This is a genomic window from Nioella sp. (assembly GCF_964229645.1).
Lineage (GTDB): Bacteria > Pseudomonadota > Alphaproteobacteria > Rhodobacterales > Rhodobacteraceae > Nioella.
On the sequence record NZ_CAXREX010000047.1, the window covers coordinates 1 to 14,468 of the forward strand.

Consider the following 14,468-nt stretch of genomic DNA (forward strand, 5'->3'; position numbering starts at 1 on the left):
GCCCGCCGCACGGGCTCTGTCAGCCGGGACCTGACCGACCGGGTCATTGCCCGCTTCCCCGAAGCCACGGTCACCACCCGTGACCTTGCCCCTGGCTTGCCGCTCATCGACGAAACCTGGGTCGGGGCAAACTTCACCCCAGCCGCAGATCGGACCCCGGATCAACGCGCCGTGCTGGCCTTGTCGGACGAACTGATCGCCGAAGTGGAGGCCGCCGATACCCTGGTCATCGGCCTGCCGATCTATAATTTCGGCGTGCCCACGACGTTGAAAGCCTGGGTTGACCAGGTGGCGCGCGCGGGCGTGACCTTCCGCTACACCGAAAACGGTCCAGAGGGGCTGCTGCAGGGCAAACGCGCCATCGTGATCGTTGCCTCTGGGGGCACCCGGGCGGGATCCGAGATCGACTTCGCCACCGGATACATTCGCCATGTGCTTGGCTTCGTCGGCATCACCGAGGTCGAATTCGTGACCGCCGACCGCCTGGCGCTGGACCCCGAAAGCACTCTGCAATCGGCCCGCAACCAGATCGATGCGCTAGCGCTTGCGGCCTGATCTCTGCAAATCCCGGTCGCCAGAGCTTGGCGACCGGTAGTGACCTGACACCGGCCCGTGCTAGGACTTGCTCCATGTTCGGGCCAGTGATTCGATTTCCAGACAAGACGCGATTGGAGCTTAGGGGCACGCCGCCCTGGATCCCTGCCGTTCTTCTTCTCATCGTCGCTTTTAGCATAACGCTGGCCTGGGTCTTCTTCAGCGCCGGGGAATTGTGGAGCGAGTCGCTTATGGGTCGCTCGCTGCGTCATGCCACGGATGCCGGTGAATACGTGGCGTCCTGGCCCACTGCCCTTATGACGCTCGCGCTTGGCCTGCCCTGGCTGCTGGCCCTGACCCGGGTGCAGCTTCGTGCGGTGACGCTTGATGCCCGCGCGGGCCAGGTTTCGGTGCGCCCGATCGGGCCGCTGCCCTTGGCAGAACGCCACATCCCCATGCAGGAGGTTACGGCGCTGGAGGTTGCGCGGGCGCGCCCTGCCCTGCCCGGTCGGTTCATGGGGCGTGACAGCCCGGGCACGCGCCCGGTGCTGCGACTGGCGAGCGGAGAGGCCGTGGCACTGGTCAGGAAGCCAGTCCCGCGAGAGCAAAGCGAGAAGATCCTGCACATGGCGCGCAAGGTGCTGGCGCAAGGAGGTCTGGCAGGGCTTTGAGCAGGCCCGGATCGCTGCTAGGCTTGGCCGCATGTTCCGACACGGCCTGTTCCTGATCGCCCTGCTGTGGTCCTCCGCGGCCACGGCCATGGTTTGTGACATTGCCTTCGAGGTTCGCGTCACCCACGGAATTGGCCCCTACCCGCCCGGGGTCGACCTGCATGGCACCGCACGGTTCGAAACCTTGCGCAGCTTCCGCCAGGAAGGCGGGGCCACCGCGCATCTCGCCACCGGAACGATGGGGCTTGAGGGCAATATCAGCGGCCGGCTCTGGACCCTCATCACCACCAGCCGCACGGTCGCAGCCGACCTCGTCGGGCTTTACGCGCTGGATGTGGAGGGGCTGACCTTCATCGGGCAGGAATTCAGGGGCCCGATGGCCCTGACCATCTATGGTCCGCCAGGCAGCTGGCCCCACGAACGCCCCCCCATCACCCAGGCGGAATGGGACAGCCTGACCCTGCGGCGCACCTTCCAGCTTCATGCGCCCAACAGTTCGGACATGTTGGGGGGTGATGTCACCGCCCTGACCGCGACGTGTGTTGACTCCGACCCCGCCGGGCAGTAATGCCTGCGTCTGATATCCGGGAAGTGCCAGCTTTCCGGTCCTGAGTCTGTATTCAGGATCGCCCCCCGTCAGCGAGTTTCGCCCACGGGGGTGTTGGTGCATTCCTCGCCACCCCTTATCTGGGATGGCAACCGAAGTAGAGGAAAAGGGGCCGCGCCCATGTTCGAAAATCTGTCCGAACGCCTGTCTGGTGTATTCGACCGGCTGACCAAGCAGGGCGCGCTGTCCGAGGATGATGTCCGCACCGCGATGCGCGAGGTGCGCGTGGCCCTGCTGGAAGCGGACGTTTCGCTGCCCGTCGCGCGCCAGTTCATCAAGTCGGTAGAAAAGAAGGCAACGGGTGCTGCCGTCACCAAGTCGGTCACGCCCGGCCAGCAGGTCATCAAGATCGTTCATGACGAACTGATCGAAACCCTGCGCGGCGAAGGCGACCCTGGCGCACTGAAGATCGACAGCCCGCCCGCACCCATCCTGATGGTGGGCCTGCAGGGCTCCGGTAAAACCACCACCACCGCCAAGCTTGCCAAGCGCCTGAAAGAGCGCGAAGGCAAGAAGGTGCTGATGGCCTCGCTCGACACCAACCGCCCGGCGGCGATGGAACAGCTGGCGATCCTGGGCAACCAGATCGGCGTCGACACCCTGCCGATCGTGAAGGGCGAGACCGCGCAGCAGATCGCCAAGCGGGCCAAGACCCAGGCCAGCCTCGGCGGCTATGACGTCTACATGCTCGACACCGCCGGTCGTCTGCATATCGACGCCGAGTTGATCCAGCAGGCACAGGAAGTGCGCGACATCGCGACCCCGCGCGAAACGCTGCTGGTCGTCGATGGCCTGACCGGTCAGGACGCGGTGAACGTTGCGCAGGAATTTGACGACAAGATCGGCGTCACCGGCGTCTGCCTGACCCGTATGGACGGTGACGGGCGCGGCGGTGCGGCTCTGTCTATGCGCGCGATTACCGGCAAGCCCATCCGCTTCGTCGGTCTCGGCGAAAAGATGGATGCGCTCGAAACCTTCGAGCCCGAGCGGATCGCTGGCCGAATCCTCGGCATGGGCGACATCGTGGCCCTGGTCGAGAAGGCACAGGAAACGCTCGAGGCCGAACAGGCCGAGCGCATGATGAAGCGCTTCCAGAAGGGTATGTTCAACATGAACGACCTGCGCGGCCAGCTGGAGCAGATGCTCAAGATGGGCGGCATGGAAGGCATGATGTCGATGATGCCGGGCATGAAGAAGATGGCCAAGCAGGTCGAGGATGCCGGGTTCGACGATATCGTGATCAAGCGCCAGATCGCGCTGATCAACTCCATGACCAAGCGCGAGAGGGCCAACCCCGCGCTGCTGCAGGCCAGCCGCAAGAAACGGATCGCTGCCGGTGCCGGTCAGGATGTGAGCGAGCTCAACAAGCTGTTGAAGATGCACCGCCAGATGTCGGACGCGATGAAGAAGCTCGGCAAGATGGGCAAGAAGGGCATGCTGCGCGGCGGGCTCGGCGCACTGTTTGGCAAGGGCGGCGGAATGCCGGGCATGCCGGGCGGCCCAGGTGGCATGGATCAGGCCTCGCTGGAAGCGGCGGCACGCCAGATGGGCGCGGGCGGAAACCTGCCGGGCCTCGGCGGCGCCGATCTGCCCCCCGGCCTTTCCGGCTTCGGGAAGAAGAAGTGACCACGGCCCTGCCGCATATCCCCACGCTCGAAACCGAGCGTCTCGTCCTGCGCGGCCCGCGCATGGGCGATGTCGCGGCATGGGCGGATTTCGTGGCCTCTGACCGGTCGCGTTTCGTGCGCGGCGACGACACCTCCTTGTGCACATCCTGGCGCGGTTTTGCGCATGTTGCCGGCATGTGGATGCTCCGGGGCTACGGCACGTTCGTCTTCGCACTGAAGGACACGCCCGACCAGGCGCTCGGCATGACCGGCCCATGGCATCCGCTGGACTGGCCGGAACAGGAACTGGGATGGACAGTCTGGAGCGCTGAGGCAGAGGGCAAGGGCTATGCCCAAGAGGCCGCCCGCGAAGGCCGTCGCTTCGCCTATGAGGACCTCGGCTGGCAAACCGCCGTGTCCTATATCGACCCCGAAAACGCGCGGTCCATCGCGCTGGCCGAACGGTTGGGGTGCACGCTGGACCCCGAGGCAGAGACCCCTGACTTCGACGGCGAGGCCGTGCTGGCCTATCGCCACCCGGCACCGGAGGCGCTGCAATGATCCGCGCCCCGCACGAAATCCCCGCCACCGGCGCGGCTGCGTCCTTCGCTGCCCAGCTTCAAGCGGCGCTTCCGGTTCTCGAAACCGCGCGGCTGGTGCTGCGTGCACCCTGCATCGAGGATTTCGAGACCTATGCCGCCATCGGCGAAAGCGACCGTGGACGTTACCTCGTGGATGACAATTCCGACCGTGACGCGCTGTGGCTCGACTTCGCGCAGATGGTGGCAACGTGGCTCCTGCGCGGGCATGGGGTCTGGACGGTGGAGCGCAAGCAAGACGGCAAGGCCATCGGTTTTGTCCTGCTCGGCTTTGAGCCGGGCGATCACGAACCGGAACTGGGCTATCTCTTCCTGCCCGAAGCGGAAGGCCACGGCTACGCGCAGGAGGCTGCGCGCGCAGCCCGGAGCCATGCCTTCGACACGCTTGGTCTGAAAACGCTGGTCAGCACGATCGACCCCGACAACGCCCGGTCCATCCGGCTGGCCGAACGGCTTGGCGCAACCCGCGACGCGGCAGCCGAAGCCGCCCATGGCAACGCCATCCACGTATTCCGCCACAACGCAGAGGAGACCCTGCAATGAGCGACGATACCGCCCGCGCGGCAGAGATCCTGAAGGGGCATCGCGAGTCCATCGACCGGCTCGACGCGATCCTCGTCTACACGCTCGGCGAGCGGTTCAAGCATACCCAGGCCGTGGGCCGGCTGAAGGCCGAACATGACCTGCCCCCCTCCGACCCGGCCCGCGAAGCCAAACAGATCGCGCGGCTGGAGGATTTGGCGAACGAGGCCGACCTCGACCCCGAATTCGCCAAGAAGTTTCTGAACTTCATCATCGCTGAAGTCATTCAGCACCACAAACAACACCAATCCTGAGGCCAAGGCCTCGACCGCCATTCAAAGGAGAACCATCCCATGGCAATGAAAATCCGTCTCGCCCGCGGCGGCTCCAAGAAGCGCCCCTTCTACCGCATCGTGGCTTCCGACAGCCGCATGCCCCGCGATGGCCGCTACATCGAGAAGCTCGGCACCTACAACCCGCTGCTCCCCAAGGACAGCGAAGAGCGCGTGCAGATGGATGTCGAGCGCATCCAGTACTGGCTCGGTGAAGGCGCCAAGCCGACCGACCGCGTGAGCCGCTTCCTCGAAGCCGCTGGCGTTGTGGAGAAGAAAGAGCGTTCGAACCCGAAGAAAGCCGTCCCGGGCAAGAAAGCCCAGGAGCGCGCAGAAGAGAAAGCCGCCAAGGCCGCAGAAGCAGCCGAAGCCGCTGCTGCACCGGCCGAAGAAGAGGCCGCAGCCGAGGAATAATCCTCGCTGGCCTTTTTTGGCACCCAGGACGGGGCGCCGTGGACACTGTCCCGGCGCCCTTTTCCATGACCGGGACACCCAAGGGCAGCATCCGGTCGCTTGCCCACGGGCGAAACTTGCCGCACAAGAAACGGCAGAGGAGTTTGACACGATGACGGACAGGGTATGCGTGGGCGCGGTGACCGGCTCTTTCGGGGTGCGGGGCGAAGCGCGGATCAAGAGCTTTTGCGCCGATCCGACGGCAATCGGTGACTATGGCCCGCTCAGCTCAGAGGATGGCAGCCGCCAGTTCACCCTAACGATTACGCGTCCCGTCAAAGGCGGCTTTGCCGTGCGCCTGTCCGGCGTGAAGACGAAGGAGGAGGCCGACGCGCTCCGCGGCACGCGGCTCTATGCCCCGCGCGATGCCCTGCCTGCCCTGCCCGATGACGAGTTCTACCATGCCGATCTCATCGGCCTGTCTGCCGTCGATACCGGGGGCGAGGAGCTGGGCCAGGTGCATGCGGTGCTGAACCACGGGGCGGGCGACCTGCTGGAGCTTCGCAAGCGCGGCAGGAAGGGGACCGTGCTGGTGCCCTTCACGCTCGAGATCGTGCCAACGGTGGACCTTGCCACAGGGCGCATCGTGATTGACCCGCCCGACGGGCTGTTCGACGAGGAATGACGGAAGCGCCTAGCCCCTCAGGCGGCACAGAAGGCCCGTGCAAACCTCCGGCTCTTCGTCTGTTCCGTCTTCCATCGGCAGCAGCAGCGCCTCGACCTCGCGATGATCGCCGTGGCTGACGAAGCCGAAGGGGTTTTCGGCGATGACCCGTGTCATCGGTCCCGACATGGGGCCAAGGAACACGTCGATGTGGTTTCCCGTGACCGCGCCGCCGGTATCTTCGCAAACGAAGATGCCGTCATGCACCGTCCCGTCAGGCAGCACGGTGCCATCGGCGGCGGGTATGTAGAGACGCTGGCCGAATTGCGGATAGCCGTCATCGACCCAGGGGGTCGATCCCCCGACCCAGCCAAGATCGCAGGCGATCGTGCGATAGGGGTGAAGCGGGTTGCTGCGGGCTCCGGTGCCGTGGGGATGGGGGGACCGGCGCCAGCGCACACGCTCGCTCGGGTCATGGCTGCAATTGGCCTGAGACGAGCCGGACACGCCCGCGAAGTTGTAGACCTCGCCCCCGACCCTGAGACTGCCCGCCAATGCCCCGGCACACCAATCCTCGCGCGCCACGACTGGCCCAAGCTCGCGCCCGCGCATGTCCCGAAGCGGCACGCCACCGCTGCTGGAGCGGCCCTCGACGAGCCGATAGACGGTCGCCCAGACGGTCACTGGCGTGCCCTCGGTGGGGGGAGCGTGGTCAGGAGTGGTGGCGCAGGCTGCCAGAACAAGGCAGGCGCACCCGAGCGCAAGGCGCCGAAACAGGGCTGCGGTCATGTTGCTTAGAAATCCAAATCCCTCAAAACCCGGGCATTTCGCCCCATTTCACCCGAAAAATCAAGCAAATGGGCCCGGATCGGCGGGGCTTGGCCGATCGGCGGGGCATATTGTGTCGCCCGGCACTTGGCTGTAACCCCCTTGGCCATGTCAGACGCACCTTCCAGATCGCATGGCCGCCTGGCCATCAGCGCCAGCCTTCAGCCCCGGGACCTGATGACGCCCACGCCGCGTTTGAAAGGCGCGTGGACGGCCAAGGTCATCACCCTGTTCCCCGAGGTCTTTCCCGGGGTTCTGGGCGCGTCACTGACCGGCAAGGCCCTGCAACACGGCACCTGGGCGTTGGAACCGATCGACCTGCGAGTCTTCGGCGCGGGCAAGCACCGCAATGTGGACGACACGCCCGCAGGCGGCGGCGCGGGTCTGGTGATGCGGCCCGACGTCCTGGGGCGCGCGATCAAGATGGCATCGACCGGCACCCCCAACGATCCGGCGCGCTGGCCGAGGGTCTACCTGTCGCCGCGCGGCAAGCCCTTTACGCAAGCCGACGCACAGCGCTTTTCAAGGGCCGAAGGCATGACGCTTCTTTGCGGCCGTTTCGAAGGCGTCGACCAGCGGGTGATCGACCATTTCGGGATGGAGGAGATCTCGATCGGTGATTTCGTCCTGACAGGGGGCGAACTTGCGGCGCAGACCGTGATCGACGCAACCGTGCGGCTGATCCCCGGCGTTCTGGGCAACGAGGCCTCGACCGAGGAGGAAAGCTTCTCGAACGGGCTTCTCGAACATCCGCAATATACCAAGCCTGCCACCTGGGAAGGCCAGGACATTCCCGAGGTGCTTCTGTCGGGCCATCACGCGAAGATCGAAGAGTGGCGGCGCGCGCAATCCGAGGCTCTGACCAGGGAACGCCGCCCGGACCTGTGGCAGGCCTATCTTGACCGCGAGGACAAGGACTAGGCCCTTTGCAGAGGGCGTCAGGCCGGGCTAGGCTTCAGGTCTTGCTTTGGTAAAGGTGCCCCGATGCGTCCTGTCGTTCTTGCCCTCCCCCTCATCGTCTGCGCCGTTTCCCCGGCCCTTGCCCAATCGGCAGAGGAAAATGCTCTGATCCGCAGGGTCTTTGCAGAGCTTCAGCCGATCTCGATCCGCGAAAATGTCGAATATTGCGGCTACGTGGGCTTTTCTGCCGATGGCCGATTGATTGCCTCGCGCGCGACGCGGGGCGACGAGGGCTCCTGCCTGGCCGACGATCCGCGCGACATCGAAGTGATCACCGCCTCCTACCACACCCACGGCGCCTACAGCCCCGACTACTACAACGAAGTGCCAAGCGGCGACGACATGGAAGGCGACGAGGAAGAGGGCATCGACGGATGGGTCGCCACCCCCGGCGGGCGGCTTTGGCATATCGACACCGAGGACATGGTGACCTACCAGGTCTGCGGCATCGGCTGCCTGCCCTCAGACCCGCGCTTCGTGCGCGGTGACATGGGGCAGATCGACCAGAGCTATCGGTATCGGGACCTCGTGCGCCTGCTGGATCAGTAGCGACCGTTCCACAGCCCCTGCCCCGCCAAACCGCGCATCCCCTGCGCCTGCATCGCGGCCACCACGCGCGCGGGGTCCAGCGCCTGAACCGGGGCATTGCCCGCAAGCGCCAACGCCGCCGCTGTGCCTGTCGCCTGTCCCATGGCCATGCATTGCGGCATGCCCCGGATCGAGGCGAAGGCCACGGGATCAGCCGACACGTTGCGCCCTGCGAACATCAGGTTTTCCACCCGCGCGGGCACCAACGCACGGAAGGGCAGCGTGTAAAAGCCCTCGTCCAGCGCGGCATCATGGGTCATTGCGCCGCCATCGCCGCGCATGACGTCATCGACCGGGTTGGAACAGGCGACGATCCCGTCGTTAAACTTGGTCGCGGCGGCGACCTCTGCCCCGGTCAGCCTGTGCATCCCGTGCAGCTTGCGCGTTTCGCGCACGCCCACCGTGGGCCCAAGCGCCGTCATCCACGCGTTCTGGAACCCCGGCACAGCGTCACGCAGGAAAGACACGAGCGCGGCCACGCGCCGACGGCCCTCCTGGGTCGCTTTCGCGACTGCCGCGGGATCGGTGCCATCCACGTTGCGGATGATGACCGAGTTGCAGAAGACCGTATCGGTGTGAAAGCCCCTCATCATGTACAACTGCGCGAGATCGGGATGCAGTCGCCCCTCGGCGACCCCGCGCTCCGCGTAGCGGGTGAAATAGGGATCATCCTCGGCAAAGACTTCGCCCCATGGCGCGTTCATCATCAGGAAGGACAGGGTCACCCCCATCATCTTGCCGCTTGCATCGCCAAGGTCGAAAGGCACCCCCGCCTGCGCCGCGATATGCCCGTCGCCGGAACAGTCGATCACGATCCGGGGGCGGAAAGTCAGCGCGCCGTGACGATCCATGCCAGTGACCGCTGCGATACTGTCACCCGCCATCTGCGGGGCGTTCAGGAGCGTGTTGAGGTGCAGCTGCACGCCCGCCTCTTCCAGCATGGCGAACATTTCCACCTGCGCCATGTCCGGGTCATAGATGACCTCCGGCCCGAAATTCTCCAAGGTCGAATACCGCTTTTCGGCAGCAGGCGGTGCCAGGCTGGCCAGCCGGTCGGTCAGTTCCTCGAACAGCCCCCCGATCGAGACATCGCAAGGATAGCCCCCACCCCAGGGCATGCCCGGACAGAAGGCCATGACACCGCCCAGTTTCGCCCCCGCTTCCACGAGGCGCACCGACAGCCCCGCCCGCGCACCGGCGACTGCCGCACCGAACCCGGCGGTGCCGCCACCCACCACCAGCAGATCGCAGGCAATCTCGCGTTCCGTCATGACCCTTTGCCTCCTCGTTCTCGCGGTCCTGTCCGTGCTATCATCCTGCCCGGACCCCGGACTTTGCCATGAGCGACAGGTTGAGACGCAGGTTGCCCTTGATCCCCGGACCCATCCACCCTATACCCCGCCCGTTCCGGTCGGGAATCCGACTCGGGGCCGTTTTGCTTTTGGCAGGACCGGATGCATATGGGCTTTCTTCGGCCCGTCCCTGCGGACCTTCCCGGCAAGGCGACAGACAGCAATGACGACCTGATCTCTGGCGGGCGCCACGGCGGACCCGGAAGAAGACCGAGAGCTCTTGGGTGGCATCACATTCGCGGGCAAACCGCGATCAGCAATGGAGAGCTGCGATGGATCTGATCGCACAACTCGAGGCGGAACAGATTGCCGCCCTGGGGAAAGACATCCCCGATTTCAAAGCCGGTGACACCGTTCGCGTCGGCTACAAGGTGACCGAAGGGTCGCGCACCCGCGTGCAGAACTACGAAGGCGTCTGCATCGCCCGCAAGAACGGCGCCGGCATTGCCGGGTCCTTCACCGTGCGCAAGATTTCCTTCGGTGAAGGCGTGGAACGTGTGTTCCCGCTCTACTCCACCAACATCGAATATATCGAGGTCGTCCGCCGTGGCCGCGTTCGTCGCGCCAAGCTGTACTACCTGCGCTCGCGTCGCGGCAAATCTGCCCGTATCGCGGAAGTCACCAACTACAAGCCCAAAGCCGGCGCTGAAGCGTAAGGAGCGGGACGACCATGAAAAAAGACATCCATCCCGACTACCACATGATCGACGTCAAGATGACCGACGGCACGATCATCCAGATGAAATCGACCTGGGGCGCAGAAGGCGACCAGCTTTCGCTGGACATCGACCCCACCGTGCACCCGGCCTGGACCGGCGGCTCGTCGCGCCTGATGGACACCGGTGGCCGCGTGTCGAAGTTCAAGAAGAAATCCGAAGGCCTCGGCTTCTGAGCCTTTCAGCCTTTCGAACCAGAAACGCCGCCCTCAACCGGGGCGGCGTTTTTCTTTTGGGTCAGCCATTCACAGCGCGACTATCCTCGGGTGCCTCATCCCGGTCGGCCAGTCCGTAGTCGCGCAGCACATGGGCGACCCGCAGGCGATAGTCCGCAAAAACGCCCCCACGCCCCGCTGCCTGAGCCGCGCGGTGTTGGTGGAGCGTTCTCCAGCGGGCCACCGCCTCTTCATTCTCGAAGAAGGAGAGCGACAGGAGCTTGCCTGGGATCGTCAGGCTTTCGAACCGTTCGACCGAGAGGAAGCCCTCGACCTCACTCAACTCTGCCCGCAATCCCGCCGCGATATCCAGATAGCGGTCACGCTGCCCCTCGGCAGGGATCACCTCAAAAATCACCGCGATCATGGGCGGTTCCCATGCGGGGCGGAGGCCAGCTTCAGAAACGTCCGGTCCTCTCGCAGCAGGAACTTTTCCCGCTGCGCAAAGGCATAGTTCTCCTGCCCGAGCGGGTCGGCCATCAGCCGCGCCCGATAGGCCTCATAGGCCGCAAGGCATTCGATATTGTAGATGCCATAGGCCAGGGTTGATGACCCCTCGTGCGGGGCGAAATAGCCGATCAGGTCAGCGCCACACCGGGGAATGGCCTGTCCCCAGTTCCGGGCATAGGTCTCGAACTGCGCCTTCTTGGTCGGGTCGATCTGATAGCGGATCACACAGGTCAGCATGTCTTTTCCTTCATGGTTCGGTGATGCCCGAACCATATCGGTTGCCACACGTGAATGCTTCGGTTAGCATCGAACTATGAAGGATGGACCCGACATCGCCCGCATCGCCGCCCTTATCGGCGACCCCGCCCGCGCTAACATGCTGACCGCGCTGATGAGCGGCAAGGCCCTGACCGCGACGGAGCTGGCGGCAGAGGCGGGCGTGACCTTGCAAACCGCCAGCGCGCATCTGGCCAAGCTGGAGGATGGCGGACTGCTTCAAATGCGCCGACAAGGGCGGCACAAATACGCGAGCCTTGCCAGTGATCAGGTGGCCGAAACGCTGGAGGCGCTGATGGGGCTGGCCGCCGGAACCGGCCACTTGCGCACCCGCACAGGCCCGCGCGATCAGGCATTGCGCGAAGCTCGGGTCTGCTACAACCACCTGGCGGGTGACATGGGCATCCTGCTTTATGACCGGTTGCTGGCTCAGGGCTGGCTGCGCGATGATCCTGAGTTTCCCGTGGTGACGGATGCCGGGGCACGGCACCTGACGGCTCTGGGTCTCGACATCCCCTCGCTGCAATCCTCCCGTCGCCCGATCTGCCGCGCCTGCCTGGACTGGAGCGAACGGCGCAGTCATCTGGCGGGCGGTCTGGGTCAGGCCCTGCTCGACTTGATGCTGGCCCGCGGATGGGCCCGCCGCCTGCCCGACAGCCGCGTGATCCAGTTCAGCCCATCCGGAAAAACAGCGTTTCACAGGGCATTCCCGGCAATGGGCTGATTGCCGGTCATTCGCGCTTAACACCACCCGCTTAACCCCGTATATTGCGGCCAAACCGATTTGCCCCACGAAATGAGGGCAAACGAGACCAAGACCGCGAAGGGGACACCGGTGGCGCATATCATCGTTTTCGGCAATGAAAAGGGCGGGTCGGGCAAGTCGACCACCGCCATGCACGTGGCCACGGCTCTCGCGCATCTGGGGCACCGCGTCGGCGGGCTTGATCTCGACCTGCGCCAGCGCAGTTTCGGGCGGTATCTCGAAAACCGCCAGGGCTCGATTGCCGCCCGCGATCTGGACCTGCCCTCGCCCTTCCTGATCGACCTGCCCGAGATTGACCGCGCCAGCCTTGGACCGGACGAGAACATCTATGACAAGCGGCTGTCGGCGGCGGTAGCCGATCTTGATCCGCGCTGCGATTTCATCGTGATCGACTGCCCCGGCTCGCATACGCGGCTGAGCCAGGTCGCCCATTCGCTGGCCGATACGCTGGTCACCCCCATGAACGACAGTTTCGTCGATTTCGACCTGCTGGCCCGGATCGACCCCGAAAGCTACGAGATCAAGGGCCCCTCGGTCTATTCGGAAATGGTCTGGCATTCTCGGCAGCTGCGCGCCAAGGCAGGGCTGAACCCGATCGACTGGATCGTCGTGCGCAACCGATTGGGCGCGCAACAGATGCACAACAAGCGCAAGGTCGGCGAGGCTCTGACCAACCTGTCGCGTCGCATCGGCTTCCGCGTGGCCCCCGGCATGACCGAGCGCGTGATCTTCCGCGAGCTTTTTCCGACCGGCATGACCCTGCTCGACCTGCGCGCCTTCGGGGTGGACAGGCTCAATATCTCGAACCTCGCCGCCCGGCAGGAACTGCGCGACCTGATGAAGTCGCTGAACCTGCCCAGCGTGACGGTGGATTTCTAGCGCCAGACCACGCCTGCGGCGGGGACGGTCAGCCCATCCCAGACCTGCGGTTCGGGATCATAGTTGATCAGGAATTCCGTCGCCCCTGCCCGCCTGCGGCGCAGACCGCCGGGCATGTCGGCGATGTCGAGTCCGACCCCGGCCAGTGCGTTGCGCAGGAAAGCGGCCATGGCCTCGGCATCGAGCCACGCGCCCAGGTAGGTGATCCGGCCATTCGTCATCGCCAGCGGCTGCCCGTCCGTTCCGCGCAGAGCGACCTCTGCCGTGCCTTCCAGCTCTTCCTGCCAAAGCTGCACATGCCCCCCGCCATCGATCGGACGCGGCATGTCGGGGCGCAGGGATTCAACGCGCGACACGGTCACGTCGAGACCGGGGATCGCAGGCGGCAAAGGCACGGGGATGTGCATCTCGGCCGTCTTGGCATTGCTGCGCGGCCCAAGGATCACCGGCCCGTCATGGGCGGCGATGGCCGCCTTGAACGGTTCTGACAAGGTCACCGCGCCCGGGGCGAGCACCAGACTGTAGCCCGACAGATCGGCGGTGTCGGGTGGCAGGATGTCGACCGATTGACCAAGCTTGCGCAAGCCCCGGTAGGTCTCGAACACCAGTCGGAAGTAGTCCTGCCCCTGGCCTTGCGGCTGCACCGCCCACGCCCATTGGGCCGCGTAGTCGAAGACCAAAGCCACAGGCGCCTGACCCGCCTCCACCTCTGGCAGTTCCGCCAGTTCCTGTGCCACCTGAGCCGCCTCGTGATAGGCCTGCGCGGGCTGGCTGTCGGGGCGTAAGAGCCCTGCATGCATCTGCTCCTGCGCGAAGGGGGCCTGCCGCCAGCGGAAGTAACACACCGCCTCGGCCCCATGCGCAAACGCCTCCCACGCCCAAAGGCGCGGCATCCCGGGCAGCGGCGCGGGGTTGTGGGGCGCCCAGTTCACCGGGCCGGGCTGCTGCTCCATCACCCACCAGCGGCCATTGCCGACGGCACGATAGAGGTCATGGTGAAAGGCCTGAAAATCCGGGTCGCCCTGTCGGGCATAGCGGCACTTGTAGGCGTCATCGGCCTCGATCCGATCCTCCAGGAACCCCATCGGGTAGCTGTCCCAGGTGGCGATCTCCATCTGGTGGCCAGTGTCGTAGTGATCGAACTCTGTCACGCGCCCCATGTAGTTATGGGAAATCGGTGCCTCGGAACGGGCGCGGATAATGTCCACCTGAACGGCGTTGAATCGGGCCACCTGGTCGGAACTGAAGCGCCGGAAAGCCAGCCCATGCGCCGGGTTGGGTTCCGTCACCGTCAGGTTGGGCAGGCCGATCTGGTCGAAGCTCTGATACTCCATCGACCAGAAGACATTGCCCCAGGCCGCATTCAGCGCCTCGATGGTGCCATAGCGATCCTCGCACCAATTCCGGAACGCGGTGCGCGCGGCGTCGGAGTAGGAAATCACCGTATCGTGGCAACCATATTCGTTGTCCGTCTGCCACGCGGCCACATGGGGGTTGCGCCCGTAGCGC

At 65.1% G+C, this 14,468-nt stretch carries 20 protein-coding genes; 15 read left to right on the forward strand and 5 right to left on the reverse strand.

Annotation, left to right across the window (positions count from 1 at the left end):
* The 9 genes from ACEQXV_RS03105 to rimM all read left to right on the forward strand — a co-directional run.
* A partial coding sequence (locus tag ACEQXV_RS03105; RefSeq protein WP_370267851.1) for an FMN-dependent NADH-azoreductase occupies positions 1 to 555 on the forward strand: 555 nt, incomplete at its 5' end.
* A gap of 230 nt (positions 556 to 785) precedes the next feature.
* Positions 786 to 1,205 carry a hypothetical protein gene (locus ACEQXV_RS03110; protein ID WP_372525144.1) on the forward strand — a complete coding sequence of 140 codons (420 nt, stop codon included), beginning with the start codon at positions 786 to 788 and terminating at the stop codon, positions 1,203 to 1,205.
* A gap of 31 nt (positions 1,206 to 1,236) precedes the next feature.
* On the forward strand, positions 1,237 to 1,773 hold the full coding sequence (locus ACEQXV_RS03115) for a hypothetical protein (protein ID WP_370254333.1): 537 nt from the start codon (positions 1,237 to 1,239) through the stop codon (positions 1,771 to 1,773).
* Between the two features lie 159 nt (positions 1,774 to 1,932).
* The gene (gene ffh, locus ACEQXV_RS03120; protein ID WP_370267853.1) at positions 1,933 to 3,438 is read left to right on the forward strand and encodes a signal recognition particle protein; all 1,506 of its coding nucleotides are present in this window, start codon (positions 1,933 to 1,935) and stop codon (positions 3,436 to 3,438) included.
* The gene (locus ACEQXV_RS03125) at positions 3,435 to 3,980 is read left to right on the forward strand and encodes a GNAT family N-acetyltransferase (protein ID WP_370254336.1); all 546 of its coding nucleotides are present in this window, start codon (positions 3,435 to 3,437) and stop codon (positions 3,978 to 3,980) included. The genes ffh and ACEQXV_RS03125 overlap by 4 nt, the downstream gene beginning before the upstream one ends.
* Positions 3,977 to 4,561: a GNAT family N-acetyltransferase gene (locus tag ACEQXV_RS03130; protein ID WP_370267854.1), complete on the forward strand. Its 585-nt coding sequence runs from the start codon at positions 3,977 to 3,979 to the stop codon at positions 4,559 to 4,561. The genes ACEQXV_RS03125 and ACEQXV_RS03130 overlap by 4 nt, the downstream gene beginning before the upstream one ends.
* Entirely contained in the window at positions 4,558 to 4,854 is a 297-nt protein-coding gene (locus ACEQXV_RS03135) for a chorismate mutase (protein WP_370254339.1), read from the forward strand. Before ACEQXV_RS03130 ends, ACEQXV_RS03135 begins: the two co-directional genes overlap by 4 nt.
* A gap of 39 nt (positions 4,855 to 4,893) precedes the next feature.
* Positions 4,894 to 5,286: a 30S ribosomal protein S16 gene (rpsP, locus tag ACEQXV_RS03140; RefSeq protein WP_370254340.1), complete on the forward strand. Its 393-nt coding sequence runs from the start codon at positions 4,894 to 4,896 to the stop codon at positions 5,284 to 5,286.
* 151 nt (positions 5,287 to 5,437) lie between these two features.
* Positions 5,438 to 5,950 carry a ribosome maturation factor RimM gene (rimM, locus tag ACEQXV_RS03145; RefSeq protein ID WP_370254341.1) on the forward strand — a complete coding sequence of 171 codons (513 nt, stop codon included), beginning with the start codon at positions 5,438 to 5,440 and terminating at the stop codon, positions 5,948 to 5,950.
* A 9-nt stretch (positions 5,951 to 5,959) separates the two neighbouring features.
* Here the strand turns inward: rimM and ACEQXV_RS03150 are convergent, their stop codons facing one another.
* Positions 5,960 to 6,718: a 3D domain-containing protein gene (locus ACEQXV_RS03150; protein WP_370254342.1), complete on the reverse strand. Its 759-nt coding sequence runs from the start codon at positions 6,716 to 6,718 to the stop codon at positions 5,960 to 5,962.
* A 147-nt stretch (positions 6,719 to 6,865) separates the two neighbouring features.
* On the opposite strand from ACEQXV_RS03150, the gene trmD reads away from it, so the two are divergent.
* Together trmD and ACEQXV_RS03160 are read left to right on the forward strand one after the other, a co-directional pair.
* Positions 6,866 to 7,678 (forward strand): tRNA (guanosine(37)-N1)-methyltransferase TrmD, encoded by an 813-nt coding sequence (gene trmD, locus ACEQXV_RS03155; RefSeq protein ID WP_370267856.1) that lies wholly within the window; start codon positions 6,866 to 6,868, stop codon positions 7,676 to 7,678.
* Between the two features lie 63 nt (positions 7,679 to 7,741).
* Positions 7,742 to 8,266, forward strand: a complete 525-nt coding sequence (locus ACEQXV_RS03160; protein ID WP_370267858.1) for a DUF4329 domain-containing protein — start codon at positions 7,742 to 7,744, stop codon at positions 8,264 to 8,266.
* Here ACEQXV_RS03160 and ACEQXV_RS03165 read toward each other — a convergent pair.
* Positions 8,260 to 9,576: an FAD-dependent oxidoreductase gene (locus tag ACEQXV_RS03165; protein ID WP_370267859.1), complete on the reverse strand. Its 1,317-nt coding sequence runs from the start codon at positions 9,574 to 9,576 to the stop codon at positions 8,260 to 8,262. The two genes, ACEQXV_RS03160 and ACEQXV_RS03165, sit on opposite strands and share 7 nt — an antisense overlap.
* Positions 9,577 to 9,929: 353 nt before the next feature.
* Here ACEQXV_RS03165 and rplS point away from each other — a divergent pair, with 353 nt between their 5' ends.
* Positions 9,930 to 10,313: a 50S ribosomal protein L19 gene (gene rplS / locus ACEQXV_RS03170; protein ID WP_370267860.1), complete on the forward strand. Its 384-nt coding sequence runs from the start codon at positions 9,930 to 9,932 to the stop codon at positions 10,311 to 10,313.
* A 14-nt stretch (positions 10,314 to 10,327) separates the two neighbouring features.
* Positions 10,328 to 10,549: a 50S ribosomal protein L31 gene (gene rpmE, locus ACEQXV_RS03175; protein ID WP_370267862.1), complete on the forward strand. Its 222-nt coding sequence runs from the start codon at positions 10,328 to 10,330 to the stop codon at positions 10,547 to 10,549.
* 61 nt (positions 10,550 to 10,610) lie between these two features.
* On the opposite strand, the gene ACEQXV_RS03180 is transcribed toward rpmE, so the two are convergent.
* Together ACEQXV_RS03180 and ACEQXV_RS03185 are read right to left on the reverse strand one after the other, a co-directional pair.
* Positions 10,611 to 10,955 carry an antibiotic biosynthesis monooxygenase gene (locus ACEQXV_RS03180; protein WP_370255164.1) on the reverse strand — a complete coding sequence of 115 codons (345 nt, stop codon included), beginning with the start codon at positions 10,953 to 10,955 and terminating at the stop codon, positions 10,611 to 10,613.
* Complete coding sequence (locus tag ACEQXV_RS03185) at positions 10,952 to 11,275, reverse strand: NIPSNAP family protein (RefSeq protein ID WP_370255162.1); 324 nt, start codon at positions 11,273 to 11,275, stop codon at positions 10,952 to 10,954. Before ACEQXV_RS03185 ends, ACEQXV_RS03180 begins: the two co-directional genes overlap by 4 nt.
* A 76-nt stretch (positions 11,276 to 11,351) precedes the next feature.
* On the opposite strand from ACEQXV_RS03185, the gene ACEQXV_RS03190 reads away from it, so the two are divergent.
* Both ACEQXV_RS03190 and ACEQXV_RS03195 read left to right on the forward strand, forming a co-directional pair.
* Positions 11,352 to 12,038 carry an ArsR/SmtB family transcription factor gene (locus tag ACEQXV_RS03190; protein WP_370255160.1) on the forward strand — a complete coding sequence of 229 codons (687 nt, stop codon included), beginning with the start codon at positions 11,352 to 11,354 and terminating at the stop codon, positions 12,036 to 12,038.
* Positions 12,039 to 12,149: 111 nt separating this feature from the next.
* Positions 12,150 to 12,959, forward strand: a complete 810-nt coding sequence (locus ACEQXV_RS03195; protein WP_370267864.1) for a division plane positioning ATPase MipZ — start codon at positions 12,150 to 12,152, stop codon at positions 12,957 to 12,959.
* On the opposite strand, the gene ACEQXV_RS03200 is transcribed toward ACEQXV_RS03195, so the two are convergent.
* Positions 12,956 to 14,468: beta-galactosidase (locus tag ACEQXV_RS03200; protein WP_370267866.1), on the reverse strand; the 1,513-nt coding region annotated here is incomplete at its 5' end. The two genes, ACEQXV_RS03195 and ACEQXV_RS03200, sit on opposite strands and share 4 nt — an antisense overlap.